Consider the following 22,254-nt stretch of genomic DNA (forward strand, 5'->3'; position numbering starts at 1 on the left):
CGGCACACTCGGGGCCCTCGTGCATATTGACTGAAATTTCAGTTAGGCTGACCGGGCTGTCGACGCCGATGGCACGTCCAGTGGCGGTGGCGGCATCGGCGCGTGGCACGGGAGCGAACGGAAGCGAGACGAGCATGCGGCACCGCCTGTTCCCACTGGTCACCGATCTCGCTCTGATCGCCGTGATCGGGTCGGCCGCGTCGGTGCTCTTCGATTGGTCCGGTGGCTTGAGCACCGGCAGCGAGTCCTTCGGACCCGCCGGCCACGTCGTCACGGCCGGTGGCGCCGCGGCGGCAGTGCTCGTCCGTCGGCGACTGCCGGCGGCCGCGCTGCCGGCCGCCGCCGTGCTCGTGGCGGTCGAGCCACTGACCGGCGGGGCATTGGCCGCAGTGGCCCACGCGGCCGGCCTGCGCTGGTTCCGGCTGCGCAGGCGCGCCCTCCTCCTGGCCGCGTGCCTGACGCTCCCCTTCGCGTTCACCCTGGCGCACTCGGCCGGGCAGCCGACCCCGGTGCTGGAGTACGAGGTCATGGTCGTGCTCGTCTCGGGCCTCGTGTGCGGCGCCCTGCCCGGTCTCGCCGGCGCCCTCGCGGGCCAGCGCGAGCGCCTGGTGCAGGCACTCCGAGAGCGCAACGCCTCCCTCGAACGGGCCCACCGCTCGGCGGAGGACCAGGCCAGAACGCGCGAGCGGGCCCGGATCGCGGGCGAGATGCACGATCTGCTCGGTCATCGGCTCAGCCTCATCGCCCTGCACGCCGGCGGTCTCGCACTGGCCACCGAGAAGAGTGATCCGGAAGTCCATCGCAGTGCCCTCCTGGTGCACGGCACGGGGCGACGGGCGATGGACGAACTACGCGGCGTACTGGGGGTGCTCCGCGCCGGCGAACCGGCGAGCGGCCTGCCTGAGCCGTTCACCCCGGCCACGGGAACCCGAGCCGATGTCACCGCCCTGGTCGCCCAGTCCCGCGCTGCCGGGATCGCCGTCGCCATGGAGTGGACCGGCGCGGACCTGGCCGGGGCGAGCTCTTCGGCCCGGCGCGCGGTGGACCGGGTCGTTCGTGAGGCACTGACCAACGTGCACAAGCATGCGGCCGGGGCCGACGTGGCCGTGTCCGTCCACCGCGAGGCGCGGTGGATACGGGTCGAGGTCCGCAACGGGCCCGACACCTCGGGCTGCTCGCCACGACTTCCGGGCACCGACCTCGGGCTCGTCGGACTCCACGAGCGCATTCGCCTGCTCGGCGGAACCCTGCGCGCCGAACGCACCGACGACGGTGGGCACATCGTGCTCGCGCACGTCCCGCTGGGCCTCGGCCCCGTCGTGCCGAGCGTGCCCGTCCCGCCCGGGCACGCGTCCCTCGCGGCCGTGCGGTCCCGGTGGAACCGGACGGCGACCGCGGCGGCCACGGCCCTCGGCGTGCTGGCCGCCATGGCCCTGCAGGTCGTCACCCTCACCTTCGTCCCCTTCCCTGAGGCGGACGCGGAGGAGCGGCCGCAGATCGAGGAGATCGCCCTTTCGGCCCGCGGGCCGGCGACCGACACCCACCCGGTGAGGCCCTCGTGGTGATTCGCGTCCTGCTGGCCGACGACCAAGAACTCGTCCGTGCCGGAATCAGGCTGGTGCTCAAGCACGCCGAGGACATCGAGGTGGTGGCAGAGGCAGCGGACGGGCACGAGGCGGCGCAGCTCGCCGTCCGTCATCAGGTCGACGTGGCGATGCTGGACATCCAGATGCCGGGCACCGACGGGCTCCTCGCAGCGGAACGGATCGCCGAGCGGGCCCCCTCGGTACGCGTGGTCATGCTCACCACCTTCGGCGAGCACGCGTACGTGGCCCGTGCGCTGAGAGCGGGGGCCGCGGGGTTCCTGCTCAAGGACAGCAGCCCGCAGGAACTCATCCGGGCCGTCCGCACGATCGCGGCCGGCTCACCGGTCGTCTCCCCCGAGGTCACACGGCACCTCATCGACCGCTACCTCAGCAGCGACGGGGCGCCGGCCGACCCGCGTCTGGACCGCATCGCGGACCTGACCGGCCGCGAGCGTCAGGTGCTCGCGATGGTGGGTACGGGGGCGTCCAACGCGGAGATCGGCAAGGTGCTCCACCTGGGCGAGGGGACGGTCAAGGCGTACGTGAGCCGGATGCTGACCAAACTCAGCTGTACCAACCGGGTCCAGGCCGCCCTCCTGGCCCGTGACGCCCGGCTCCGCCCGGGCCCCGACTGACCGCGGCCGCGGGAACGGTCCGTCCCCGCGGCGGCGGTCAGCGCCCGGAGGGACCGGAGGTAGGGGCGGCGGAGCCGTGCCCGGGCGCGGCGGAGGACGGCGGCGGGCTCGTACGCGAGGTGGCGCGCGGGGAGGCCGGCGGCGTCGGGGACGTTCGGGTGGACGTTCCGGGCGGGCCGGGTTCCGGCGCGGCCCCCTGTCCGCCGGCCGGTGCCTCCCGTACGGGATCGGTGTCGGTGGCCTGCCGCGGCGGCTGCGCTCCGGCGGCGCTGACGGCGAGGAAGGCGCCGGCCGCCGCTGCGACGACGACCTTGGACACGAGCGCGGTCCAGCGCATCAGCGCCTCCCCGGAGCAGTGATGGCGGCCATCAGGCCACGGCCGGTGACGTTCTGGATCTGGAGGCCGGGGCGGGCATTGACCTCGAGGATCAACGGCCCGCGGTCGGCGTCGACGACGATGTCCGCGCCGAGGTAGCGCAGACCGGTCGCGGCCGCGCACCGGCGTGCCGCGTCGAGCACCTCGGGCCAGTGCGGAACGCTGGCTCCGATGAGGAGTTCACCGGTGTCGGGGTGCCTCTCGGTCGGCTCCTTTCCGAGGAGGGCATGGGTGATCCGGCCGGTGGACAGGTCGACGGCGGCGCCGACGGCCCGCTGGTGCAGGTTGGCCCGGCCGCCGCTGAACCGCGTGGGCAGGCGCAGCATCGCCAGCCGCGGCCGGTCACCGTCGCAGATCACCCGGATGTCGGGCAGCCCCTGGTGGGACAGCCTCGCCAGATCCGGGTGCGCCCGGATGAGGGGTTCGAACATGGCCCAGTCGTCGGGGCGGGGGGAGAACTCCCCGTCCAGGATGCGGCGCAGCTGGTCGGCGACCAGGCCTCGGGAGATCCGCTTGCCGGAGGAGGAGGCCCAGTGGCTGCGGCGCCGGCCGAAGGCCAGCAGGATGCCGTTGCCGCCCAGGCTCTGGTTCGGCTTGAGGGCCCAGGAGGCGGGCAGTCCGTCCCAGTCCAGGGTGGCGACCTCCCGTCGCGAGCGCAGCAGGGCGAGGGTGGGCGAGGTCGGGGCGCCGACCGAGGTCAGCGCGTCCTTGGTGGCGTACTTGTCGTTGACGAGCCGGATGGCGGCCGACGGGTTCTGTCGGGCGATCCGGGCGTTGCGCAGGTTCATGCCCATGACCGGGTCCCAACCGCGGAGGCGTATCACGACGCGGCTCCCTGTGCCTTCGCCGCGGGCGCGAAGCGGGAGAGCTCGCTCAGCCGCAGCCCGCGGTAGGTCCCGGCGACCGCGGTCCACACCGCGCACGCGATCGCGAGCTGCAGGGGCACCGCCTCGGCGAGGTGGCGTACGTACGGTGTGAGCAGGAGCAGCGCCACCAGCACGGCCGTACCCATGGTCAGGGCGGCGCCCGTGACGGCGGCCCGGATGCCGTCGAGGTCCCATGCCTCCCACAGGCGTTCGGTGATGATCGCGGTGACGACGACCGGCAGGGACATGCCCCAGGAGTCGGAGAGACCGAAACCGCCCAGGCCGAGCTGAGCGCCGATCAGGCCGCAGGTGACCACCGCGATCAGGACGCCGAGGCGCGCGACCCGCGGGAGGTGCAGGCGGCGCAGCACGGGCTGCATGGCGAACCCGAGCGCGAACATCACCAGCGTGAGGGGTACCCCCAAGGGCAGGCCTGCCTGGGCGTACGCCAGGGCCAGCAGCACCGGACTGAAGGTGCCCAGCGTGTTGAGCCCGACGACGACCCGGAGCACCACGATCAGCAGCGCCGCCAAGGGCAGCAACGCCATCATCGAAACGGGGTCGATCGCCGGCGCCTTGGCGAAGAGGATGCGCAGGGCCGAGGGCGCAGCGGTCGATTCGGGCTGGGTCAGGAGCCGCTTCCCGACGGCCACTTGAAGGCCCTGGACCTCCTGGCGGCCGAGCAGTACGGGGGTTTCGCGCTTGGCCCGACTGTTGACGCTCACCTTGGCGGCGAACGATCGGCCGGCCAGGCGCACCGTGGTGTCGACGACGGGGCGCTTCTCGCGGCCGAGCGCGGAACCGACCGTGATCCGGGGGGCCGCGGCCAGGTCGAAGCCGAGGTCCTTCGCCAGAGCGGTGTCCAGCGAGGACGCCGACGCACCTGTGTCGATCAGGGCGAGGACCTCGGCCGTCTTTCCGTTCGGTCCGCTGATGCGCACCATTTCGCGCTCGCCGACGACCTCGGGGGACCGCCCCAAGGACCGGTCCGGGGAGCCGAGCACACCGAGCAGCAGCAGGGCCACCCCGGCCACGGCCGCCAGCACCTTCACCAACACCGGTAGCTTCCCGCGCCCGCGTCTGTGGTCGCCGGCCGCCCGCCGCGTGCTGTCCGGACTCGTTTCGCTCTTCAGGAGGTCATGCATGCGGACAGCCTCGGGCAGCGGGTGGAGCGTCCAGTAGTACCGATCGGCCCGAGCGGGGCAACGAAAGTTACGCGTGAGCAGGGGTGTCCGTGGGACGCCCCTTGACTGATCCTGTCGCTGCACCCATCCTGACTGAAAATTCAGTCACCACCCCCTGAATGAACGTTGTCATGAGCATTGCCCGATGCGATCGAGGGAGAGGCACAGAAGTGAACGACAGGCGCGGCAACGGCGGGGGCGGACTCCGGGCGGGATCCCTGGGGACGTTCGACTCCGTGGTGATGGCGGTGGCTGGCTGCGGGCCCGCGTACACCGTCATCGCGCTGATTCCCGCTCTCGTCGCGGCGGTCGGCTACGCCGCCCCGGCGGTCCTCCTCTACTGCGCGGTTCCCATGGTGGGCATCGCCCTCGCCTTCCGGCACCTGGGGCGGCTCGACGTCAACTCCGGTGCCACGTACTCCTGGGTGGCCAGGAGCCTGCACCCCTTCCTCGGGTTCCTCAGCGGGTGGGCCGTGGTGGTCTCGACCACGCTCTTCGTCATCGGCTCGACGACGCCGGCGGGCAGGGCGACGCTCTCGCTCTTCGACGAGGGGCTGGCCGAGGACGACGTACTGGCCACCGCGGCCGGGTTGGGCTGCTTCCTGCTGATGGCCGCCCTCGTGGCGTCGGGTGCCCGGATCGCCGCCCGGGCGCGGGCCGTCGCCGTCGGGATCCAGCTGGCACTGTTGCTGGCCGTCGCCGTGACCGCGCTGACGCAGGACGCTCACGCCGCCTCGTTCTCGTTCTCCTGGTTCGGCTTCGGGCACTTCGACACCACCCGCACCTTCACCGCGGGCGCGTTGATCGCGAGCGCCCTGTACTGGGGATGGGACGTGACGGCCAACCTCAGCGAGGAGACCCGCAGCGGCCGGGGCGGCTCCGGGCTCGGCGGTCTGATCGGCCTCCTGGTCGTCGTGGCCACGCTCCTCACCCTCACCGTCAGTACGAACGTGCTCCTGGGCCCGGAAGCCGTCACCGCGACGGACGGCGGCTTCCTCCACCAGCTCGGTGAGGCGGCCTGGCCCGGAGCGGGTGGCACCCTGCTCGTCCTCGCCGTGCCGCTCTCGATGATCGCCACGCTGGAGACCACGCTCCTCCAAGCGACCCGCACCCTGTTCGCGATGGGCCGCGACCGTACGCTCCCGTCGTTCCTCGGCCGCATCCACCGCCGGTGGCAGACCCCCGTGGCCGCCACGCTGGCCGTCGTCGCGGCCGCGGTCGCGGCCCTGACGCTCATCGCACTCACCGGCTCGGGGCTCGACGTCCTCGGGGACGCCCTACTGGGGATCGGCCTGCTGATCGCGTTCTACTACGCCCTGGCCGGCATTTCCGTCACCGTCGCCTTCCGCAGTGTGCTGCTCGCCTCCCCCGCCAACCTCGTCCTCCTGGGCCTGTGGCCGCTCGCGGGCGCAGCCTTCAACATCTGGGTCCTCACGGCCTCGATCCCGACGCTCACGGGCGCGGCCCTCGCCATCGGCCTCGGGGGACTCGCCCTCGGACTGGTCCCGCTGGCCTTCGCCGCATTCGGCGGAGGGCGGCCCTACTTCCGCCCGAGCCCGCTCGGCCCGCAGAACCTGGAGGCCTCGGACACCCCCCTCGCGGACGCCGCAGCGGCCGCGGGTCCGGCCGGTGGCCGACGCGACGGCCTCCTGTCCGACTTCTGAAACACACCGCTTCCCCGACCCACCCGCCGGAACCCGCGCGAAGGAGAAGAGACATGGCCGCCTGGCTGCGCCGCGGTGAGGGAGCGCCGGTCTACGATCCGGCCTTCGGCGACACCGCACTCGCCGAGGCACGCCAGGACATCCTCCTGGGCCGCTGGGAGGGTGCCCGCGACGTACTGGCGCGGACACCCGACGCCTGGGACGGGCGGGCCCACCGGATCCGTCTGCTGGCCGATGCGGCGGCCAGCAGACGGACCGTAGACCTCTGGCAGGCGTCCGAACCACGCAACCCGGACGCGGCGGTGCTCCGTGCGGAAACGGAGGTGATGCGCATGTTCGCCGCCGCGCGCACCGGGCCGAACCCCGACGTCGAACGGTTGGACAGGACGGCCCGGTTCTGTCACCGGGCGGCCGAACTCGCGCCCGCGGACCCGTATCCGTGGGTCTCGCTGTTCGCCCTCGCCAGGCTCTACCCGGGCGGTCACGCCAAGATGAGCGAATGGTGGAAGGAGATCCGCGGGCGGGACCCGCACCACCGCGAGGGTCACCACCAGGCGCTGCGTTACCTCTCCGCCCGCTGGCACGGCTCCTACGGCATGGCGCTCAACTTCGCCCGGGACGTCGCCGAATACGCCCCGCAGGGGTCGCCCCTCGCGATCCTCCCCCAGGTGGCGCGCGCCGAGCACTACCGCCACCGCATGGCGACGGAGGGGAACACCACCATCGGCCTGGCCCGTCACTGGAGCGACGAGCGCGCCCGCACGGACCTGCGCAACGCGCTGGGCACCTGGATCGCCCACCGCGCACCTGAGGCGCAGGACGTCGCCGACCTGAACCACCTGGCCCACGGACTGGTCCTGGCCGGGATGGCGGACCGGGCGGGGGAGGTCTTCAGTCTGTTGGAGAACCGGGCCACCGAAGTGCCCTGGTGCTACACGGGGGACCCGGAACAGCAGTTCGTCCGCTGGCGGGACAGGACGCTGTCCGGCTGAACGCCCAGCACGTCCGCCGCGGCCGCGTGCTCGTCGGGGAGACGGGTTGGTTGGATGCGGGCATGAGTCCAGTGCACTGGCTGTTCGGTGACCAGCTCGGCCCGCACTTCACCGCCACCGCCGCCGGCGGGACACCGAGGAACACCCGGTGGCTGCTGATCGAGTCACGGGCCGTCTTCCGCCGTCGCCGGTTCCACCGGGCCAAGGCCCACCTGGTCCTCAGCGCCATGCGCCACCGGGCGGCGGACCTCGGCGCGGGCGCGCGGTACGTCACGGCGGAGACCTACCGGGAGGGCCTCGTACGGGCCGTGGGCGACGCGCCCGTCTCCGTGCACCACCCGACCTCCCGCGCCGCCCTCGCCCTCGTGGCCTCGCTGCCTCAGGTCACGGTCCACCCGGCCCGCGGGTTCCTCCTGGGGCACCGGGAGTTCGCGGACTGGGCCGCACGGCAGCAGGGCCGCCGGCTGCTCCAGGAGAACCTGTACGAACACATCCGGCGCACCCACGACATCCTGATGGACGGCGACCGGCCGGCGGGCGGCCGCTGGAACCTGGACCACGACAACCGCGAGCCCCCGCCCCGCGGCCGGGACACCCTCGGCGCGCCGCCCCCGTACCGGCCCCGCGAGGACGAGATCGACGAAGGGGTCCGGCAGGACCTCGACCGGTGGGAACGCGAGGAGGGGATCGCCTTCGTGGGCCGCGACGGCCCCCGGCTGTTCCCCGCGAGCCGCCGGGAGGCACTGGCCGCGCTCGACCACTTCGTCACGCACCGCCTCGCCGGTTTCGGCGCGCACGAGGACGCCATGATGGCCGGGGACCCCGTGATGAGCCACAGCCTGCTGTCCTCCTCCCTCAACCTCGGGCTCCTCGATCCCTGGGAGTGCGTGACCCGGGCCGAAGCCGCCTGGCGGGCCGGACACGTGCCCCTGAACAGTGCCGAGGGGTTCATCCGACAGGTGTGCGGCTGGCGCGAGTACGTGTGGAGCCTCTACTGGCACCTCGGCGAGGACTACCGGCACCGCAACGACCTGCGCCACACCGCACCCGTACCCGCGTGGTTCGCGGAGCTGGACGCGGACGCACCCGCGGCCCGCTGCCTGTCCACCGTGCTGGCGCAGGTCCGCGACACGGGGTGGACGCACCACATCCCCCGCCTGATGGTCCTCGGCAGCCACGCCCTCCAGCGGGGCTGGGACCCGGCGCAGGTGACGGACTGGTTCCACCGGTGCTTCGTGGACGGCTACGACTGGGTGATGCTGCCCAACGTGGTGGGCATGTCCCAGTACGCGGACGGCGGACTGATGACCACCAAGCCCTACACCTCGGGCGGCGCCTACATCCACCGGATGAGCGACCTGTGCGGAGGCTGTCGGTACCGGCCCGCCGACCGCACCGGCGAACGGGCCTGCCCCTACACCGTCGGCTACTGGGCCTTCCTGGACCGGCACCGTTCCCGGCTGGAGGGCAATCCCCGCATGGCCCGGGCCGTGCGCGGGCTGGACCGGCTGGGCGACGCGGCACAAGTGGCCCGGGCGCACCGAGCCGCGGGCGACGCACCGCCCTGACCACACCCGCGGGCGCGCCCCGTCGAGGACGGCGGAGCCCGCCGGTCCACCGGTCCGCCTACAGTGGAGGGCCCGACCGGAACGCACAGGAGACGCAGATGGCTGCCCAGCCGCACGGGGGCCGACCGGCCGAACGGCCGGACACCGAGCAGCAGGACGACGCCCTGTTCGGCCTGGAGGACATCGACCCGGGGTCACCCGTCCCGGCCGGTGGCGGCGCCGGCCCGTTGTTCCGCGACTCGGCGGCCGCGCGCCGACTGCTGTCCGTGCGGACGATCCACGCCGAACCCGCGGCCGCGGCCTCCCCGCGCGGCCGGCAGGTCATCGCCCGCTTCCCCGGTGCCGAGGTCGTCCCCGTGGACTCGCACTGGCGGATCCCGCACCTCCACGGCAACGAGGGCAACGTCGACCGGTGGGTCCGGATCAAGAGCGAGGTCCTGGTCCTTGGTGTGAAGAAGACCCTCACCACCCGCCCCAACGGACGTTCCGCGGACTGGATCGCCCCCGGAGCCGCCAACGGCTGCGCGATGGCCTGTGCCTACTGCTACGTCCCGCGCCGCAAGGGGTACGCCAACCCGATCACCGTCTTCACCAACACCGAGCGCATCATCGCCCACCTCTCCCGGCACGTCGCGCGCCTCGGCCCCAAGGCGGAGGCGAACCAGTGCGACCCGGCCGCGTGGGTCTATGACATCGGCGAGAACAGCGACTGCTCCGTCGACGCGCTGATCAGCGAGAACGTCGCCGACCTGGTCCGTGCTTTCGCCCGGTGGCCCTCCGCGAAGGCCTCCTTCGCCACCAAGTTCGTCAACCCCGACCTCCTCCTGCTGGAACCACGGGGCCGTACCCGGGTGCGGTTCTCCGTCATGCCGCAGGAGGACTCCAAGCTGCTGGACGTCCGCACCAGCCCGGTGGAGAGCCGCATCGCCGCCGCCGGCGACTTCCTGGAAGCGGGGTACGAGGTCCACTTCAACCTCTCGCCCGTCGTCCTGCGTCCGGGCTGGCAACGGGACTGGGCCCTCCTGCTGGAGCACATGGACGACGTGCTGCCCGGCCCGGTCAAGGACCAGGCAGCCGCGGAGGTCATCATGCTGACGCACAACGAGGACCTGCACGACCTCAACCTCGGCTGGCACCCCCGCGCGGAGGCGGCGCTGTGGCGGCCGGAACTCCAGCAGCCCAAGCGCTCCGAGAACGGAAGCTGGAACGTCCGCTACCGCAACGGGGTGAAGGCCGGGGCCGTCGAGACGATGCGCGCACTCGTCGCCGCCCGGGCGCCGTGGCTGCGGATCCGGTACGCCTTCTGACGGTGCTCCGTACGGCCGCGTAGCGCCCGCGGGGACCACGGCGGACCCGACCGGACCGGGCACAGGATGTCGGGTCCGCCGTGGTGGGTCCCTCCTAACGTGAGTGGTCGAAAGGGAAGGACACAGGATGCTGGACCGGTTGAACCAGGCCATGGAGCACATCGAGCACCGCCTCGATCAGCCGATCGATGCGGCCGACCTGGCACGGATCGCGGTGACGTCGGAGTACCACTTCCGGCGACTGTTCTCCGCCTTGGCCGGGATGCCGCTGTCGGAGTACGTCCGGCGCAGGCGGCTGACGGTCGCGGGCGCCGAGGTGCTGGGCGGGGAGCGGACCCTCCTGGAGATCGCGGTGCGCTACGGCTACACCTCCGGAGAGGCGTTCGCGCGGGCGTTCCGGGCCGTGCACGGCGTCGGTCCCGGCGAGGCGCGGCGCCGTGGCGCAACGCTGCGGTCCCAGCCACGGATGTCCTTCCGCCTCATCGTCGAAGGGAGTAGCAGCATGGAGTACAAGGTCGTGGAGAAGGACGAGTTCCGCGTGGTCGGCCGGAAGGCGCGGGTCCCGCTCGTGCACGAGGGGCCGAACCCGGCCATCGCCGCGTTCATCCGGGAGATCGGCCAGGAGACGCTGCGGCGCATCGAGAGCCTGTCCGACCAGGAGCCGGAGGGGATCGTCTCGGCGAGCGACGACCTGCACGACAGCCGCGCGGAGGGGACCGAACTCGACTACTACCACGGGGTGGTGACCCGCGCCGCGGTGCCCGAGGACATGGACGCGCTCACCGTCCGGGCCGGAACGTGGGCGGTCTTCGAGAGCTCCGGCCCGTTCCCGCAGACGCTTCAGCACCTGTGGCGGGACGTGTTCACGCAGTGGTTCCCGTCCAACCCCTACCGGAGCCGGCCGGGGCCCGAAATCCTGCGCACCCGGTTGTCCCAGGACGGGACGGAGGCGAACGCGGAGCTGTGGATCCCGGTGGAGCGGACGGTGGTCTGAGCAACGGCGCGCCGTCGGCGGGCCGATCCGGCGCTGCGATTCAGACGTCGCCGGGGAGCAGGTGCTGCGGCAGTTCGCGGAAGCTCCACCGCCCCTGGCGGCGGGTGAAGATCCAGACGAGGTCGTGCCGGTCGGGCCAGGTCGCCGGGGTACCGGGGACCTGGTCGGCGCCGAGGGCCCGGATCAGGCGCGGGATCCCGCTGTGCTCCCAGCAGACGAGTACGGGCATGGGCGCGGCCAACGCAGCCTGCACGAGGGCGGCTTCGGCGCCGACGGCGAACTCGGCGCGGACGGGGGTGCGCAGGGCGGTGGCGAGCGCCGCCACCGTCTGCTGGCACCGCGCGGGCGCGGCGGCCCCTTTCCCGCCCGCCGCGAAGACCGCCGCGGGGCGGGGCAGCGAGGAGCCGGGGGCCGGTGGGAAGAGGTGCGGGAGCCGCTCGGCCCGGCGCCAGCCGCGGCCGGCCAGCGAACCGGGGTCGTCCTCGCCCTCCGCGTCCCGGCCGACGCCACCGGCGTACGGCTTCTCCGCGTGCCGGATCACCATGACCAGGGCGTCCTTGGGCCCGGCGGGCGCACCGGGAGCACCGTTAGCACCGTTAGCCGGGGTGCGCCAGGCTGCCTCGCCCGAACACCCGAACCCGGCTCCGGCCAGCGGGGCGAGGGCGGCGACCAGGACGGCTCGGCGACGCGGCCCGGACCCGGCGGGGACTTCTGGCATGGCGCCACTGTCCCCCACGGCCCGGACGGCGCCGCGGCGCGGCGCGGTACGGGCCGTGCCGGTCAGCCGATCGGCGCAGGGGCGGAGGCAAGGGCAGGGGCGGAGGCTGGGGCGGAGGCGGCCGCCCTGGGCCTCGGGGTCAGCGGGGGCCCTTGCGCACCGCCCGCAGCCACTCCTTGTTCATCGCGGCGATCGACGGCAGCGGGATGCCCTTCGGGCAGGCCGTGGCGCACTCGCCGGTCAGGGTGCAGCCGCCGAAGCCCTCCTCGTCCATCCGGGCCACCATGTCCAGCACTCGGGTCTCGCGCTCCGGCGAGCCCTGCGGGAGGACGTTCAGGTGGTTGACCTTGGCGGAGGTGAAGAGCATCGCGGAGCCGTTGGGGCAGGCCGCCACGCACGCGCCGCAGCCGATGCACTCGGCGTGCTCGAAGGCGAAGTCGGCATCGGCCTTGGGCACGGCGGTGGCGTGCGCCTCGGGGGCGGCGCCGGTGGGAGCGGTGATGTAGCCGCCGGCCTGGATGATCCGGTCGAAGGCGCCGCGGTCGACGACGAGGTCCTTGACCACCGGGAAGGCTGCGGCCCGCCACGGCTCGACGTCGATGGTGTCGCCGTCGGCGAAGGACCGCATGTGGAGCTGGCAGGTGGTGGTGCGTTCCGGGCCGTGCGCGTCGCCGTTGATGACGAGGCTGCAGGCGCCGCAGATGCCCTCGCGGCAGTCGTGGTCGAAGGCGACCGGGTCCTCGCCGCGCAGGATGAGGTCCTCGTTGAGGGTGTCGAGCATCTCCAGGAAGGACATGTCCTTCGAGATGCCGTCGACCTCGTAGGAGGCCATGTGACCGGGGGCGTCGGCGCCGCGCTGGCGCCAGACGCGCAGGGTGAGCTTCATGCGTAGCTCCGCTGGGTGGGGTGGACGTACTCGAAGACGAGGTCTTCCTTGTGCAGGACGGGGGCGGCCCCGGTGGCCGTGAACTCCCAGGCCGCGGCGTAGGAGAAGGCCTCGTCCTGGCGGGCCGCCTCGCCGTCGGGCGTCTGGGACTCCTCGCGGAAGTGGCCGCCGCAGGATTCGGCGCGGGCGAGCGCGTCGAGGCACATCAGCTCGGCGAGTTCGAGGTAGTCGACGATGCGGTTGGCCTTTTCCAGCGACTGGTTGAACTCCTCGCCGCTGCCCGGGACCTTGATCCGGCGCCAGAACTCCTCGCGGATCTCGGGGATCCGGTCGAGCGCCTTGCGCAACCCCTCCTCGCTGCGGGCCATCCCGCAGTACTCCCACATGAGTTCGCCGATCTCGCGGTGGAAGGAGTCGGGGGTGCGGTCGCCGTCGACGGCGAGCAGCTTCGCGAGCCGCTCGCGGGTCTCGTGCACGACGGCCACGGCCTCGGGGTGGGTGTCGTCGACGGCGCTCCGGTGGGGGTGGCGGGCGAGGTAGTCGTTGATCGTGGAGGGGAGCACGAAGTAGCCGTCGGCGAGGCCCTGCATCAGTGCGGAGGCGCCGAGGCGGTTGGCTCCGTGGTCGGAGAAGTTGGCCTCGCCGATGGCGAAGAGGCCGGGGACGGTGGTCTGGAGGTCGTAGTCGACCCACAGGCCGCCCATCGTGTAGTGCACGGCGGGGTAGATCCGCATGGGGACCTCGTACGGGTTCTCCGCGGTGATCCGCTCGTACATCTCGAAGAGGTTGCCGTACTTCTCGGCGACCTTGTCCCGGCCCATGCGGCGGATGGCGTCCGCGAAGTCGAGGTAGACGCCCTGGCCGCCGGGGCCCACGCCGCGACCCTCGTCGCAGACGTTCTTCGCGGCGCGGGAGGCGATGTCGCGGGGCACGAGGTTGCCGAAGGAGGGGTAGATCCGCTCCAGGTAGTAGTCGCGCTCCGCCTCGGGGATGTCGGCCGCGGCGCGGGTGTCGCCCTGGGCCTTGGGGACCCAGATGCGTCCGTCGTTGCGCAGGGACTCGCTCATGAGGGTGAGCTTGGACTGGTGGTCGCCGGTGCGCGGGATGCAGGTGGGGTGGATCTGGGTGAAGCAGGGGTTGGCGAAGTACGCGCCGCGCCGGTGCGCCCGCCAGACGGCGGTCGCGTTGGAGTTCATGGCGTTGGTGGAGAGGTAGAAGACGTTGCCGTAGCCGCCGCTCGCCAGGACCACGGCGTCGGCGTAGTACGTGGAGATCTCGCCGGTGATCAGGTCGCGTGCGACGATGCCGCGGGCCACGCCGTCGACGACGATGAGGTCGAGCATCTCGGTGCGGGCGTGCATCTCGACGTTGCCTGCGGCGATCTGCCGGGAGAGTGCCTGGTAGGCGCCGAGCAGGAGCTGCTGACCGGTCTGGCCGCGGGCGTAGAAGGTGCGGGACACCTGGACCCCGCCGAAGGAGCGGGTGTCGAGGAGGCCGCCGTACTCGCGGGCGAAGGGGACGCCCTGGGCCACGCACTGGTCGATGATCTCCACGGAGATCTGGGCGAGGCGGTGGACGTTGGACTCGCGGGCGCGGAAGTCGCCGCCCTTGACGGTGTCGTAGAAGAGGCGGTGCACCGAGTCGCCGTCGTTGCGGTAGTTCTTGGCGGCGTTGATGCCGCCCTGGGCGGCGATGGAGTGGGCGCGGCGCGGGGAGTCGGAGAAGCAGAACTGGACCACGTGGTAGCCCTGTTCGGCGAGCGTCGCGCCGGCCGCTCCGCCCGCCAGGCCGGTACCGACGACGATGACGGTGTGCTTGCGGCGGTTGGCCGGGTTGACGAGCTTGGCCTCGAAGCGGCGACGGTCCCACCGGTCCGCGATCGGGCCTTCGGGGGCCTTGGTGTCGGCGACGGGCTCGCCGGTGGCGTAGGCGGCGTAGTGGGCGTGCTGCTTGCGGTCGTGCTGATCGCGGTCGTGCTGGGGTGCGCTCATGGTCAGTTCACCACTCCGGTCATGACGGCTACGGGGACGGACACGAAGCCGGCGAAGAGGACGAGGGCCAGGCCATTGGCCAGGAACTTCAGCGTCCGCTCGCGTCGGGCGCTGCCCGCGCCGAGGGTCTGCGCGGCGCTCCAGAAGCCGTGGCGGACATGCAGGCCGAGAGCGGCCATGGCCACGATGTAGATGGTGTTCCCGTACCAGGTGGAGAAGGTGGACAGGACGTTCTCGTACGGGTGGCCGGCCCAGGCGCGCTCGTTGACGGTGAGCGTGGTGAGGTCGAGCAGGTGCCAGACGATGAACAGGCCGAGGATGATCCCGCCCCAGCGCATGGTGCGGGTGGCGTAGCTCGCGCGACGGCGCTTGTGGGCGTACTTCACCGGGCGGGCCTTGATGTCGCGGCGGCTGAGCTGGTACGCGGATACGGCGTGGGCGACGACCGCGGCGAGCAGTCCCGCGCGCACGAGCCACAGGGCCCACTCGTAGTGCAGGAAGGGCGAACCGAGGGTGCGCAGCCAGTGGGCGTAGCCGTTGAACTCGTCCGGCCCGAAGAAGATCTTGAGGTTTCCGAGCATGTGCACGACGAGGTAGCCGAGCATGATCAGGCCGGACACGGCCATCACGGACTTCTTGCCGACGGAGGAGTCCCAGATCGTGCGTGTGATGGACGGCCGTCGATCCGTCCGCGTTGCCAGAGCCATGTCCTCGACGGTACGGACGGGCGTCCCGAAAGGTCCAAGACATGATGGAGCTGATATCGATAGAGGATGACTATCGAGGGCGCTAACCTGGGCGGATGCAGTTCCAGCAGCTCCTGTACTTCGTGGCCGTGGCCGAGACCCTGCATTTCACCCGGGCCGCGGAGCGCGTGCACGTGGCCCAGCCCTCGCTCTCGCAGCAGATCAAGGCGCTCGAACGGGAGCTCGGGGCCGAGCTGTTCAGCCGGGCCCGGGGCAACATCACACTCACCGACGCGGGCGAGACGCTGCTGCCGCTGGCCCGGCGGATCCTGGCGGACGCGGACACGGCACGGCTGGAGGTCCAGGAACTGGCGCAGCTCCGGCGCGGCCGCGTCCGGCTCGGCGCCACGCCCAGCATCTGCACGGGCCTGCTGCCGGACGTACTGCGGGCCTTCCACGACGCGCATCCCGGGATCGAGCTGCTGATCGAAGAGAGCGGCTCGCTCGACCTCGTACGGGAGCTCGCGCGCGGAGCCCTGGACCTGGCCCTGATCGCACTGCCGCTGCCCCCTTCGGCCCCGGCCCTGACCACGGTGGAACTGTTGACGGAAGACCTCGTGGTGGTCTCCTCGGCGGAACGGCCGGCACCCGGCGGGGGCGGCGAGCTGACCATCCCGGGGCTGCGGAACGAGCCGATGGTGATGTTCCGGCACGGCTACGACCTGCGGGAACTCACCGTGGCGGCCTGCCGGGCGGAGGGCTTCGAGCCGGTCTTCACCGTGGAGGGCGGCGAAATGGACGCGGTCCTGGGCTTCGTCCGGGCAGGGCTCGGCGTAGCGGTGGTCCCGGCGATGGTGGTCGACCGCTCCGGTCGGGGCCTGCGGGTGACCCCGCTGGCCGGCTCCCCGCTGCGCCGCACGATCGCCCTGGCCCACCGCACCGACGTGGCTCCGCCGCGCGCGGCCCGCGAGCTGAAGCGCCTGCTGCTCGGCTGACTCCGCCCCGCCCGGGCCCGCATGCGGGGCAGCCGTCAAGGCACGTGCGGGGCGGCCGTCACGGCGCGGCCGGGGATATCAGCGGGGCAGGGGCAGCCGGCAGGGCCTTGTCGAGGCCGTCCGCCAGCATCGCGAAGGCCTGGTCGGCATCGGCCACTGCGGCCGCATGGGCCTCGTCCGCACTCTGACCCGCCTCGATCCGCCGCCAGTTCACCCGACCCAGCTCGTGGCGGACCGCCACGAGGTGCGTCGCCGCGAGCCGGGCGGCGAGCGGGGGCACCTCCTCCGCCTCCAACTCGGCGGCGAGCAACTCCACCTCGAGCTCGGTGTAGCGGTTCAGCCGGCTCTTCAGACTGGCGGTGCTGTAGATCAGTTGCTGGAAGGCCATCACGTTCGGGTGGTCACACAGCCCGGTGATCGGATCCCGCTCGGCCAGCGCGGCCAGGAACTGTGTGTGCACAGCGCCCACCGGAGTGTGGCCGGCGGGCCGCTCGCGCACGATGCGCGCCGCCTCGTCCTGATGGTCGGCGAAGCGGTCGAGCAGCAGGTCCTCTTTGGTCGGGAAGTACCGGAAGAGCGTGGGCTTGGAGACCTCGGCCGCGGCGGCGACATCCGCCACCGACACGGCATCGAAGCCCCGCTCCAGGAAGAGCTCCAGCGCCGTCGCCGCCAGCCGGTGGCGCGTACGGAGCTTCTTGTTCTCGCGCAGACCCGTCGTGTTCTCCATGCGCACAGCGTAGCACGGATCTGTGACCGAGTTATTTTTTTAACCGGGTTGCTTTTTCTGTCGGGAGCCGCTTTCCTTGAGACATCGACGAGGAGAGGACATCTCATGACCGACGTACTGGTCACCGGCTCCGGTCCGACCGGACTGACGCTCGCCTGCGACCTGGCACTGCGCGGATTCGCCGTGCGCCTCATCGACCGGCGCACCGAACCGCACCACGAGTCCCGGGGCAAGGGGCTCCTGCCGGCCAGCCTCGATGTCTTCCGGCGGCTCGGCGTGCTCGACACCCTGTCCACCACGGGGATCACGAGGGTGACCCTGCGCAAGTACTTCGACGGGGAACACATCAACGACACCCCCACCGACGCCGGCATGCTGATCGGGCAGTGGCAGATCGAAGCGGCCCTGCGCGACCGGCTCGCCGGGCTGGGGGTGCGGGTCGAGTACGGATCGGAGCTCACGGCCATCACCCAGGACGCGTCCGGGGTGCGCGCGGAGCTGGCGGACGGCACCGTGATCGCCGCCCGCTATCTCGCCGGGTGCGACGGCGGGCGGAGCACCACCCGCAGGCTGCTCGGTATCCCCTTCGAGGGGAACGGGGAGGAGGAGCCCGCGATGGTGATCGGGGATGTCCGGGCACCCGGGCTCAGCCGGGACGTGTGGCACCAGTGGTTCACTTCGGAGGGCGGCGGGATCCTGCTCTGCCCGATGCCGGGGACGGACAGCTTCCAGCTGCAGGCCTCGCCCGAGCGGGACGAGCGCGGCGAAGCGCTGCCGCCCTCGCTGGAAGGCTTCCAGCGGATCTTCGACCGCCACGCCCGGGTGCCGGGCATCCGACTCATCGATGCCACCTGGATCTCGGCCTGGCGGGTCAACGTCCGGATGGCCACGCGGATACGGGAAGGACGGGTGTTCCTCGCCGGGGACGCCGCGCACGTACAGCCCATAGCCGGCGGACTGGGCATGAACACCGGCATCCAGGACGCGGCCGCCCTCGGCCGGACGCTGGCCGCCGCGCTCAGTGGCCCTGGCGGCGAGGAGGTGCTCGACGCGTACGAGGCGGAGCGGCTGCCGGTGGTCGCCGACGTGCTCGCCGACACGGCCGAGCGGTACGAGCGGGTCATGGAGGCCGTGCGGACCCCCGGGCACGGAACGGAGATCGGCATGAACCGGGCCGCGCCGCCCGCCGGAGTCTGAGCGGACCGGGCCCCGTCGGAGCCCGCGGCCCCGGGCTCCCCGCCCGGTGCCGCGGGCGAGGCTCGGGTCCTCCCGACGGGGCGGACGTCAGGAGGGCGTGGGCACCGCGTCCGAGAGGGAGAGGCTGTGGATGCGGTCCGGGGCCCCGGGCCGGGCGTAGTACCAGCCCTGAGCGGTGTCGCAGCCGAGGGCGCGCAGCTGGGCGGCCTGGGCTCCGGTCTCCACTCCCTCGACGGTGACGGCGAGTTCGAGGCTGTGCGCCAGGGCGACGATCCCCTCCACGATCTTGACGTCGACCGGGTTGGCGGGCTGCTGCTGCATCCCTTGGGTGAAGGAGCGGTCGAGCTTCAGGACGCTGACGGGCAGCCGCCGCAGGTTGGCCAGGTTCGAGTAGCCCGTACCGAAGTCGTCGAGGGCGATGTCCACACCGAGGGCGGCGAGCCGGCGCAGCGGTTCCAGGAGTTCGTCGTCGGCCCCTATCAGGGCCGATTCGGTGACCTCCAGGCACAGCGCGCCCGGGGCGAGGCCCGACTTCTCCAGCACCGCCACGGTGTCGGCGACCAGGCCCGGGTGGTGCAGCTGGGTCGGCGAGAGGTTGACGTTGATCCGCAGGGCCGCGCCTCCGTGCTGGCGCTGCCAGATGCGGGCCTGGCGGACGGCCTCCTCCAGGACCCAGCGTCCGAGCGGCACGATCAGCCCGGTGCGTTCGGCGAGCGGAATGAAGCGGTCCGGGCCGAGGACCCCGTACTGCGGGTGCGACCAGCGCACCAGCGCCTCGGCCCCGTGGACGCTGCCGTCGCGCATGTGGACCAGCGGCTGGTACTCGATGAAGAACTCGCCGCGTTCCAGCGCCGCGGGCAGGGCGTTGGTCAGGCCGTGGCGGGTGATCGCGCGGGCGTCGGCCTCGGCGTCGGCGAATTCGAAGCGGTTGCCGCCCGCCGCCTTGGCCCGGTACATCGTGATGTCGGCGCTGCGCAGCACCTCCGCCGGGGTGCGTTCCTTGGCCCGTCCCTCGACGATGCCGATGCTGCCCCGAACCGTCAGTTCCCGGCCCTCCAGCCGGATCGGCGTGGACAGGGCGGTCAGTATGCGGACCGCGAGGTCGGTCACCTTCTGCTCGGTGTCGGAGCCGGTGGTCAGGGCGACGAACTCGTCACCGCCGAGCCGGGCGACCACCTCGCCGGGGCCGGTCGCGCAGCTCTGCAGCCGGTCGGCGACCTCCACCAGCAGTCGGTCCCCCGCAGAGTGCCCGAGGCTGTCGTTGACCGCCTTGAAACCGTCGAGGTCGAGGTAGCACAGGCCGTAGCGGTCGCCGCCGGCCCCGCCGAGCGCCTTCTCCAGCCGCTCGAAGAACAGCGTCCGGTTGGGCAGGCCGGTCAGGGCGTCGTGGGTGGCCTCGTAGCGCAGGCGCAGGTTCAGCAGCCGGCGTTCGGTGGTGTCCTCCATCAGCGCCAGCTGGTACTGCGGCTTCCCGTCGGCGTCGCGCAGCAGCGACACCGTCAGATTGGTCCAGAGCACGGTGCCGTCGTGCCGGTAGTACGGCTTCTCGACGCGGTAGCTCTCGCGCTCGCCGCGCACCAGCTCTCCGTACATCCGCCAGACGTGCGGAGTGTCGTCGGGGTGTCCCCATTCGCTGACGTTGCGGCTGCGGACGTGCCCCTCCAGGCCGCCGAACATCTGCAGCAGCGTGTCGTTGACCTCCAGGACGTTCCCGTCGAGGTCGGCGATGCCGATCCCCACGGCCGCGCCCTCGAAGACCGCCCGGAAGCGCTCCTCGCTCGCGTGCAGGGCCTGCTGCGCGTCGGTGCGCGCGGTCAGCGCGGAGCGCGCGATGGCCTCCTGCTCCCTGAGGGTGCGCTCGCGCAACGCGCGGGCGTATCCCGCCGCGATGGCGTGCTGGAGCCGGGCGCAGCGCGAGCGGTACTCCTCGGTGCCCTCCACGCCGGAGCCCTCGGGGCCGTCCGGGCCGCAGTAGAGCACCAGGTACGACTCGATCACGCCGAGGGTGCCGGCCAGGGCCTCGGGATCGGTGCAGTGCACGGCGACGAGTTCAGCCCCGACCTGCTGGGCGACCGAGGCGTCGAAGGGCCTCGCGTGCAGGGCCTCGGTGAGCGTGCGGGTGAGGGGTACGAGGTGCCGTTCGAACTCGGTGCGGGTCAGTGAGGTCGCCGTGACCGGGAAGATCGCCCGGCCCCAGATCGTGGCGAAGCGGGCGATCCGGTCCTCGATGCCGCCGTGCGGTGCCGCCGCGGACCCGGTGGCCGGTGCCGCGGCGGGTGCCGCGGCGACTTTCGGCGCGCCCGCCGTCTGTGCCGGAAGTCTCACGCCTTGCGTCCCACGCCGCCGAAGCCCGAGAAGGCGTAGGGGTCCTCCGGTGTCTCGCCGTCCTCGCCGTTGTCGGGCCGGTCCGGCCGCCAGTTGGGCATGGACACGAGGCCCGGCTCCAGCATCTCGAACCCGTCGAAGAAGCCGCTGATCTGTTCCCGGGTCCGCATGACGAGGGGGTTGCGCATGTCCCGGTAGACGCCCACGGTGCCGGCGGCGGTTTCCTGGGTGAGCGGGATCCCCTCGTACGAGGCGTGCGTGAGGATCAGGAGGCTGCCGGGAGCCAGCGCGTCGCGCAGCTCGGCGACGGCGTCGAACGGGTCGTCCGTGTCCTCCAGGAAGTGCAGGACGGCGACGAGCAGGAGGGCGACCGGGCGGCCGAGGTCGAGGAGCCGGCCGACCTCGGGGGCGGCCAGGATCTCCTTGGGCTTGCGCAGGTCGGCGGCGACGATGCCGCTCTGGTCGTCCCCCGCGAGGACGGCCCGGCTGTGCGCGACGGCCACCGGGTCGTGGTCGACGTAGACGACGCGCGCCTGCGGACTGGCGGCCTGGGCGACCTCGTGGACATTGCCGAAGGTGGGGATGCCGGAGCCGATGTCGAGGAACTGCGTGACGCCCTCGGCGACGGCGTGCCGGACGGCGCGGCGCATGAATGCCCGGTTGGCCTGCATGATCTTGGGCAGTCCTGGCATGAATTCCATGGCACGGCGAGCCGTCTGGCGGTCGACCTCGAAATTGTGGGACCCACCCAGATAGTAATCATAGATGCGGGACACGCTCGGCACCGATATGTCGATGCCTGGCGGGGCCCAGGCGGGGCGCTCCATCGGGGTCTCCAAGCGTTGGTCCTGCGGTCGTCCGTGTGAGGTCGGACTCCTGTCCGAGCCGAATGTACTGATCATTTCCCAACAGGGCGAGCAAAAGCGGAAATTGGCGATCCGTTCTTCGTCACACACCAAAGGCACCGCCTCGCCGGACGAGGGAATGACCGATTCCGACAAGTCCCTTATGGGAATTGACTGGCGGTCGACCGGAGTCACCACACTACCGACCTACAGATGGCTCAAACCTCTCTGGTCGGCAGTCCACCCGTTCAGGCGAACCGGGGGCCGAGCCTCGCGTGCCCGGGCGCGCGCGGGCCCATGCTCCCGGGGTGAACAGAGCCTGTGCCAGGCGCCTGCTGGCGGTCCCGGTCCTGCTGTGGGCGGCCTTGTCCGTCACGCCGGCCGTGGCTGATAGCCGCGCCTACGCGACGACCGACTCCGGCGGCGGCCCGGCCGCCGCCGTGGTGGCCGCGGTGGTCGGCGGCAACGACCGCGGACGCGACCCGCGTGGCGGACATCACGGTGACGACCAGGGCTCCGACCACGGGAAACGCCGTGGTGGCGGGCACGGCGGGGGCCGTCACGGCCACCCCCACTGCCCACCGCCGCCGCCCCCTCCGCCCTGCCCTCCGAAGCCGCCACCGAAGCCGCCGAAACCCACCCCGCCACCCACCCTGCCACCCGAGCCGGCTCCCCCGCCGCCACCGCCCGAGCCCCCGCCGCCCCCGAAACC

The 22,254-nt window shown here is 72.3% G+C and carries 19 protein-coding genes; 9 read left to right on the forward strand and 10 right to left on the reverse strand.

The window, feature by feature from the left end:
• The first annotated feature begins 134 nt into the window (after positions 1-134).
• Together OG386_RS08340 and OG386_RS08345 are read left to right on the forward strand one after the other, a co-directional pair.
• Positions 135-1,565, forward strand: coding sequence for a sensor histidine kinase (locus OG386_RS08340; RefSeq protein ID WP_328787526.1), 1,431 nt, complete (start codon positions 135-137; stop codon positions 1,563-1,565).
• Positions 1,562-2,221, forward strand: a complete 660-nt coding sequence (locus OG386_RS08345; RefSeq protein WP_328793194.1) for a response regulator transcription factor — start codon at positions 1,562-1,564, stop codon at positions 2,219-2,221. Before OG386_RS08340 ends, OG386_RS08345 begins: the two co-directional genes overlap by 4 nt.
• Positions 2,222-2,258: 37 nt before the next feature.
• Here the strand turns inward: OG386_RS08345 and OG386_RS08350 are convergent, their stop codons facing one another.
• The 3 genes from OG386_RS08350 to OG386_RS08360 are packed head-to-tail and all read right to left on the reverse strand — an operon-like array spanning position 2,259 to position 4,608.
• A complete protein-coding gene (locus OG386_RS08350; protein ID WP_328787527.1) occupies positions 2,259-2,558 on the reverse strand; it encodes a hypothetical protein in 300 nt (99 codons plus the stop codon).
• On the reverse strand, positions 2,558-3,421 hold the full coding sequence (locus OG386_RS08355; RefSeq protein WP_328787528.1) for a sugar-transfer associated ATP-grasp domain-containing protein: 864 nt from the start codon (positions 3,419-3,421) through the stop codon (positions 2,558-2,560). Before OG386_RS08355 ends, OG386_RS08350 begins: the two co-directional genes overlap by 1 nt.
• Complete coding sequence (locus tag OG386_RS08360) at positions 3,418-4,608, reverse strand: 7TM domain-containing protein (RefSeq protein WP_328787529.1); 1,191 nt, start codon at positions 4,606-4,608, stop codon at positions 3,418-3,420. The genes OG386_RS08355 and OG386_RS08360 overlap by 4 nt, the downstream gene beginning before the upstream one ends.
• A 209-nt stretch (positions 4,609-4,817) precedes the next feature.
• On the opposite strand from OG386_RS08360, the gene OG386_RS08365 reads away from it, so the two are divergent.
• From OG386_RS08365 to OG386_RS08385, 5 genes are all read left to right on the forward strand, one after another.
• The gene (locus tag OG386_RS08365; RefSeq protein WP_328787530.1) at positions 4,818-6,311 is read left to right on the forward strand and encodes an APC family permease; all 1,494 of its coding nucleotides are present in this window, start codon (positions 4,818-4,820) and stop codon (positions 6,309-6,311) included.
• 53 nt (positions 6,312-6,364) lie between these two features.
• Positions 6,365-7,303 (forward strand): hypothetical protein, encoded by a 939-nt coding sequence (locus OG386_RS08370; protein ID WP_328787531.1) that lies wholly within the window; start codon positions 6,365-6,367, stop codon positions 7,301-7,303.
• A 62-nt stretch (positions 7,304-7,365) separates the two neighbouring features.
• Positions 7,366-8,871 carry a cryptochrome/photolyase family protein gene (locus OG386_RS08375; protein WP_328787532.1) on the forward strand — a complete coding sequence of 502 codons (1,506 nt, stop codon included), beginning with the start codon at positions 7,366-7,368 and terminating at the stop codon, positions 8,869-8,871.
• A gap of 98 nt (positions 8,872-8,969) precedes the next feature.
• Entirely contained in the window at positions 8,970-10,178 is a 1,209-nt protein-coding gene (locus OG386_RS08380; RefSeq protein WP_328787533.1) for a spore photoproduct lyase family protein, read from the forward strand.
• A gap of 127 nt (positions 10,179-10,305) precedes the next feature.
• Positions 10,306-11,172: an AraC family transcriptional regulator gene (locus OG386_RS08385; protein WP_328787534.1), complete on the forward strand. Its 867-nt coding sequence runs from the start codon at positions 10,306-10,308 to the stop codon at positions 11,170-11,172.
• A gap of 40 nt (positions 11,173-11,212) precedes the next feature.
• Here the strand turns inward: OG386_RS08385 and OG386_RS08390 are convergent, their stop codons facing one another.
• The 4 genes from OG386_RS08390 to OG386_RS08405 form a co-directional block, all read right to left on the reverse strand.
• Positions 11,213-11,890, reverse strand: a complete 678-nt coding sequence (locus OG386_RS08390; protein WP_328787535.1) for a hypothetical protein — start codon at positions 11,888-11,890, stop codon at positions 11,213-11,215.
• A gap of 139 nt (positions 11,891-12,029) precedes the next feature.
• The gene (locus OG386_RS08395) at positions 12,030-12,776 is read right to left on the reverse strand and encodes a succinate dehydrogenase/fumarate reductase iron-sulfur subunit (RefSeq protein ID WP_030011685.1); all 747 of its coding nucleotides are present in this window, start codon (positions 12,774-12,776) and stop codon (positions 12,030-12,032) included.
• Positions 12,773-14,767, reverse strand: coding sequence for a fumarate reductase/succinate dehydrogenase flavoprotein subunit (locus OG386_RS08400; protein ID WP_328787536.1), 1,995 nt, complete (start codon positions 14,765-14,767; stop codon positions 12,773-12,775). Before OG386_RS08400 ends, OG386_RS08395 begins: the two co-directional genes overlap by 4 nt.
• A 2-nt stretch (positions 14,768-14,769) precedes the next feature.
• Positions 14,770-15,474 carry a succinate dehydrogenase gene (locus OG386_RS08405; protein ID WP_328787537.1) on the reverse strand — a complete coding sequence of 235 codons (705 nt, stop codon included), beginning with the start codon at positions 15,472-15,474 and terminating at the stop codon, positions 14,770-14,772.
• A 95-nt stretch (positions 15,475-15,569) separates the two neighbouring features.
• On the opposite strand from OG386_RS08405, the gene OG386_RS08410 reads away from it, so the two are divergent.
• On the forward strand, positions 15,570-16,448 hold the full coding sequence (locus tag OG386_RS08410) for a LysR family transcriptional regulator (RefSeq protein WP_328787538.1): 879 nt from the start codon (positions 15,570-15,572) through the stop codon (positions 16,446-16,448).
• Positions 16,449-16,506: 58 nt separating this feature from the next.
• Here the strand turns inward: OG386_RS08410 and OG386_RS08415 are convergent, their stop codons facing one another.
• Positions 16,507-17,175, reverse strand: a complete 669-nt coding sequence (locus OG386_RS08415; protein WP_328787539.1) for a TetR/AcrR family transcriptional regulator — start codon at positions 17,173-17,175, stop codon at positions 16,507-16,509.
• 105 nt (positions 17,176-17,280) lie between these two features.
• Here OG386_RS08415 and OG386_RS08420 point away from each other — a divergent pair, with 105 nt between their 5' ends.
• On the forward strand, positions 17,281-18,372 hold the full coding sequence (locus OG386_RS08420; protein ID WP_328787540.1) for an FAD-dependent monooxygenase: 1,092 nt from the start codon (positions 17,281-17,283) through the stop codon (positions 18,370-18,372).
• Positions 18,373-18,459: 87 nt separating this feature from the next.
• Here OG386_RS08420 and OG386_RS08425 read toward each other — a convergent pair whose 3' ends face one another.
• On the reverse strand, positions 18,460-20,697 hold the full coding sequence (locus OG386_RS08425; protein ID WP_405789707.1) for a putative bifunctional diguanylate cyclase/phosphodiesterase: 2,238 nt from the start codon (positions 20,695-20,697) through the stop codon (positions 18,460-18,462).
• On the reverse strand, positions 20,694-21,524 hold the full coding sequence (locus OG386_RS08430; RefSeq protein ID WP_328787541.1) for an SAM-dependent methyltransferase: 831 nt from the start codon (positions 21,522-21,524) through the stop codon (positions 20,694-20,696). Before OG386_RS08430 ends, OG386_RS08425 begins: the two co-directional genes overlap by 4 nt.
• Between the last annotated feature and the right edge of the window lie 730 nt (positions 21,525-22,254).

Source organism: Streptomyces sp. NBC_00273, from assembly GCF_036178145.1.
Taxonomy (GTDB): Bacteria; Actinomycetota; Actinomycetes; order Streptomycetales; family Streptomycetaceae; genus Streptomyces.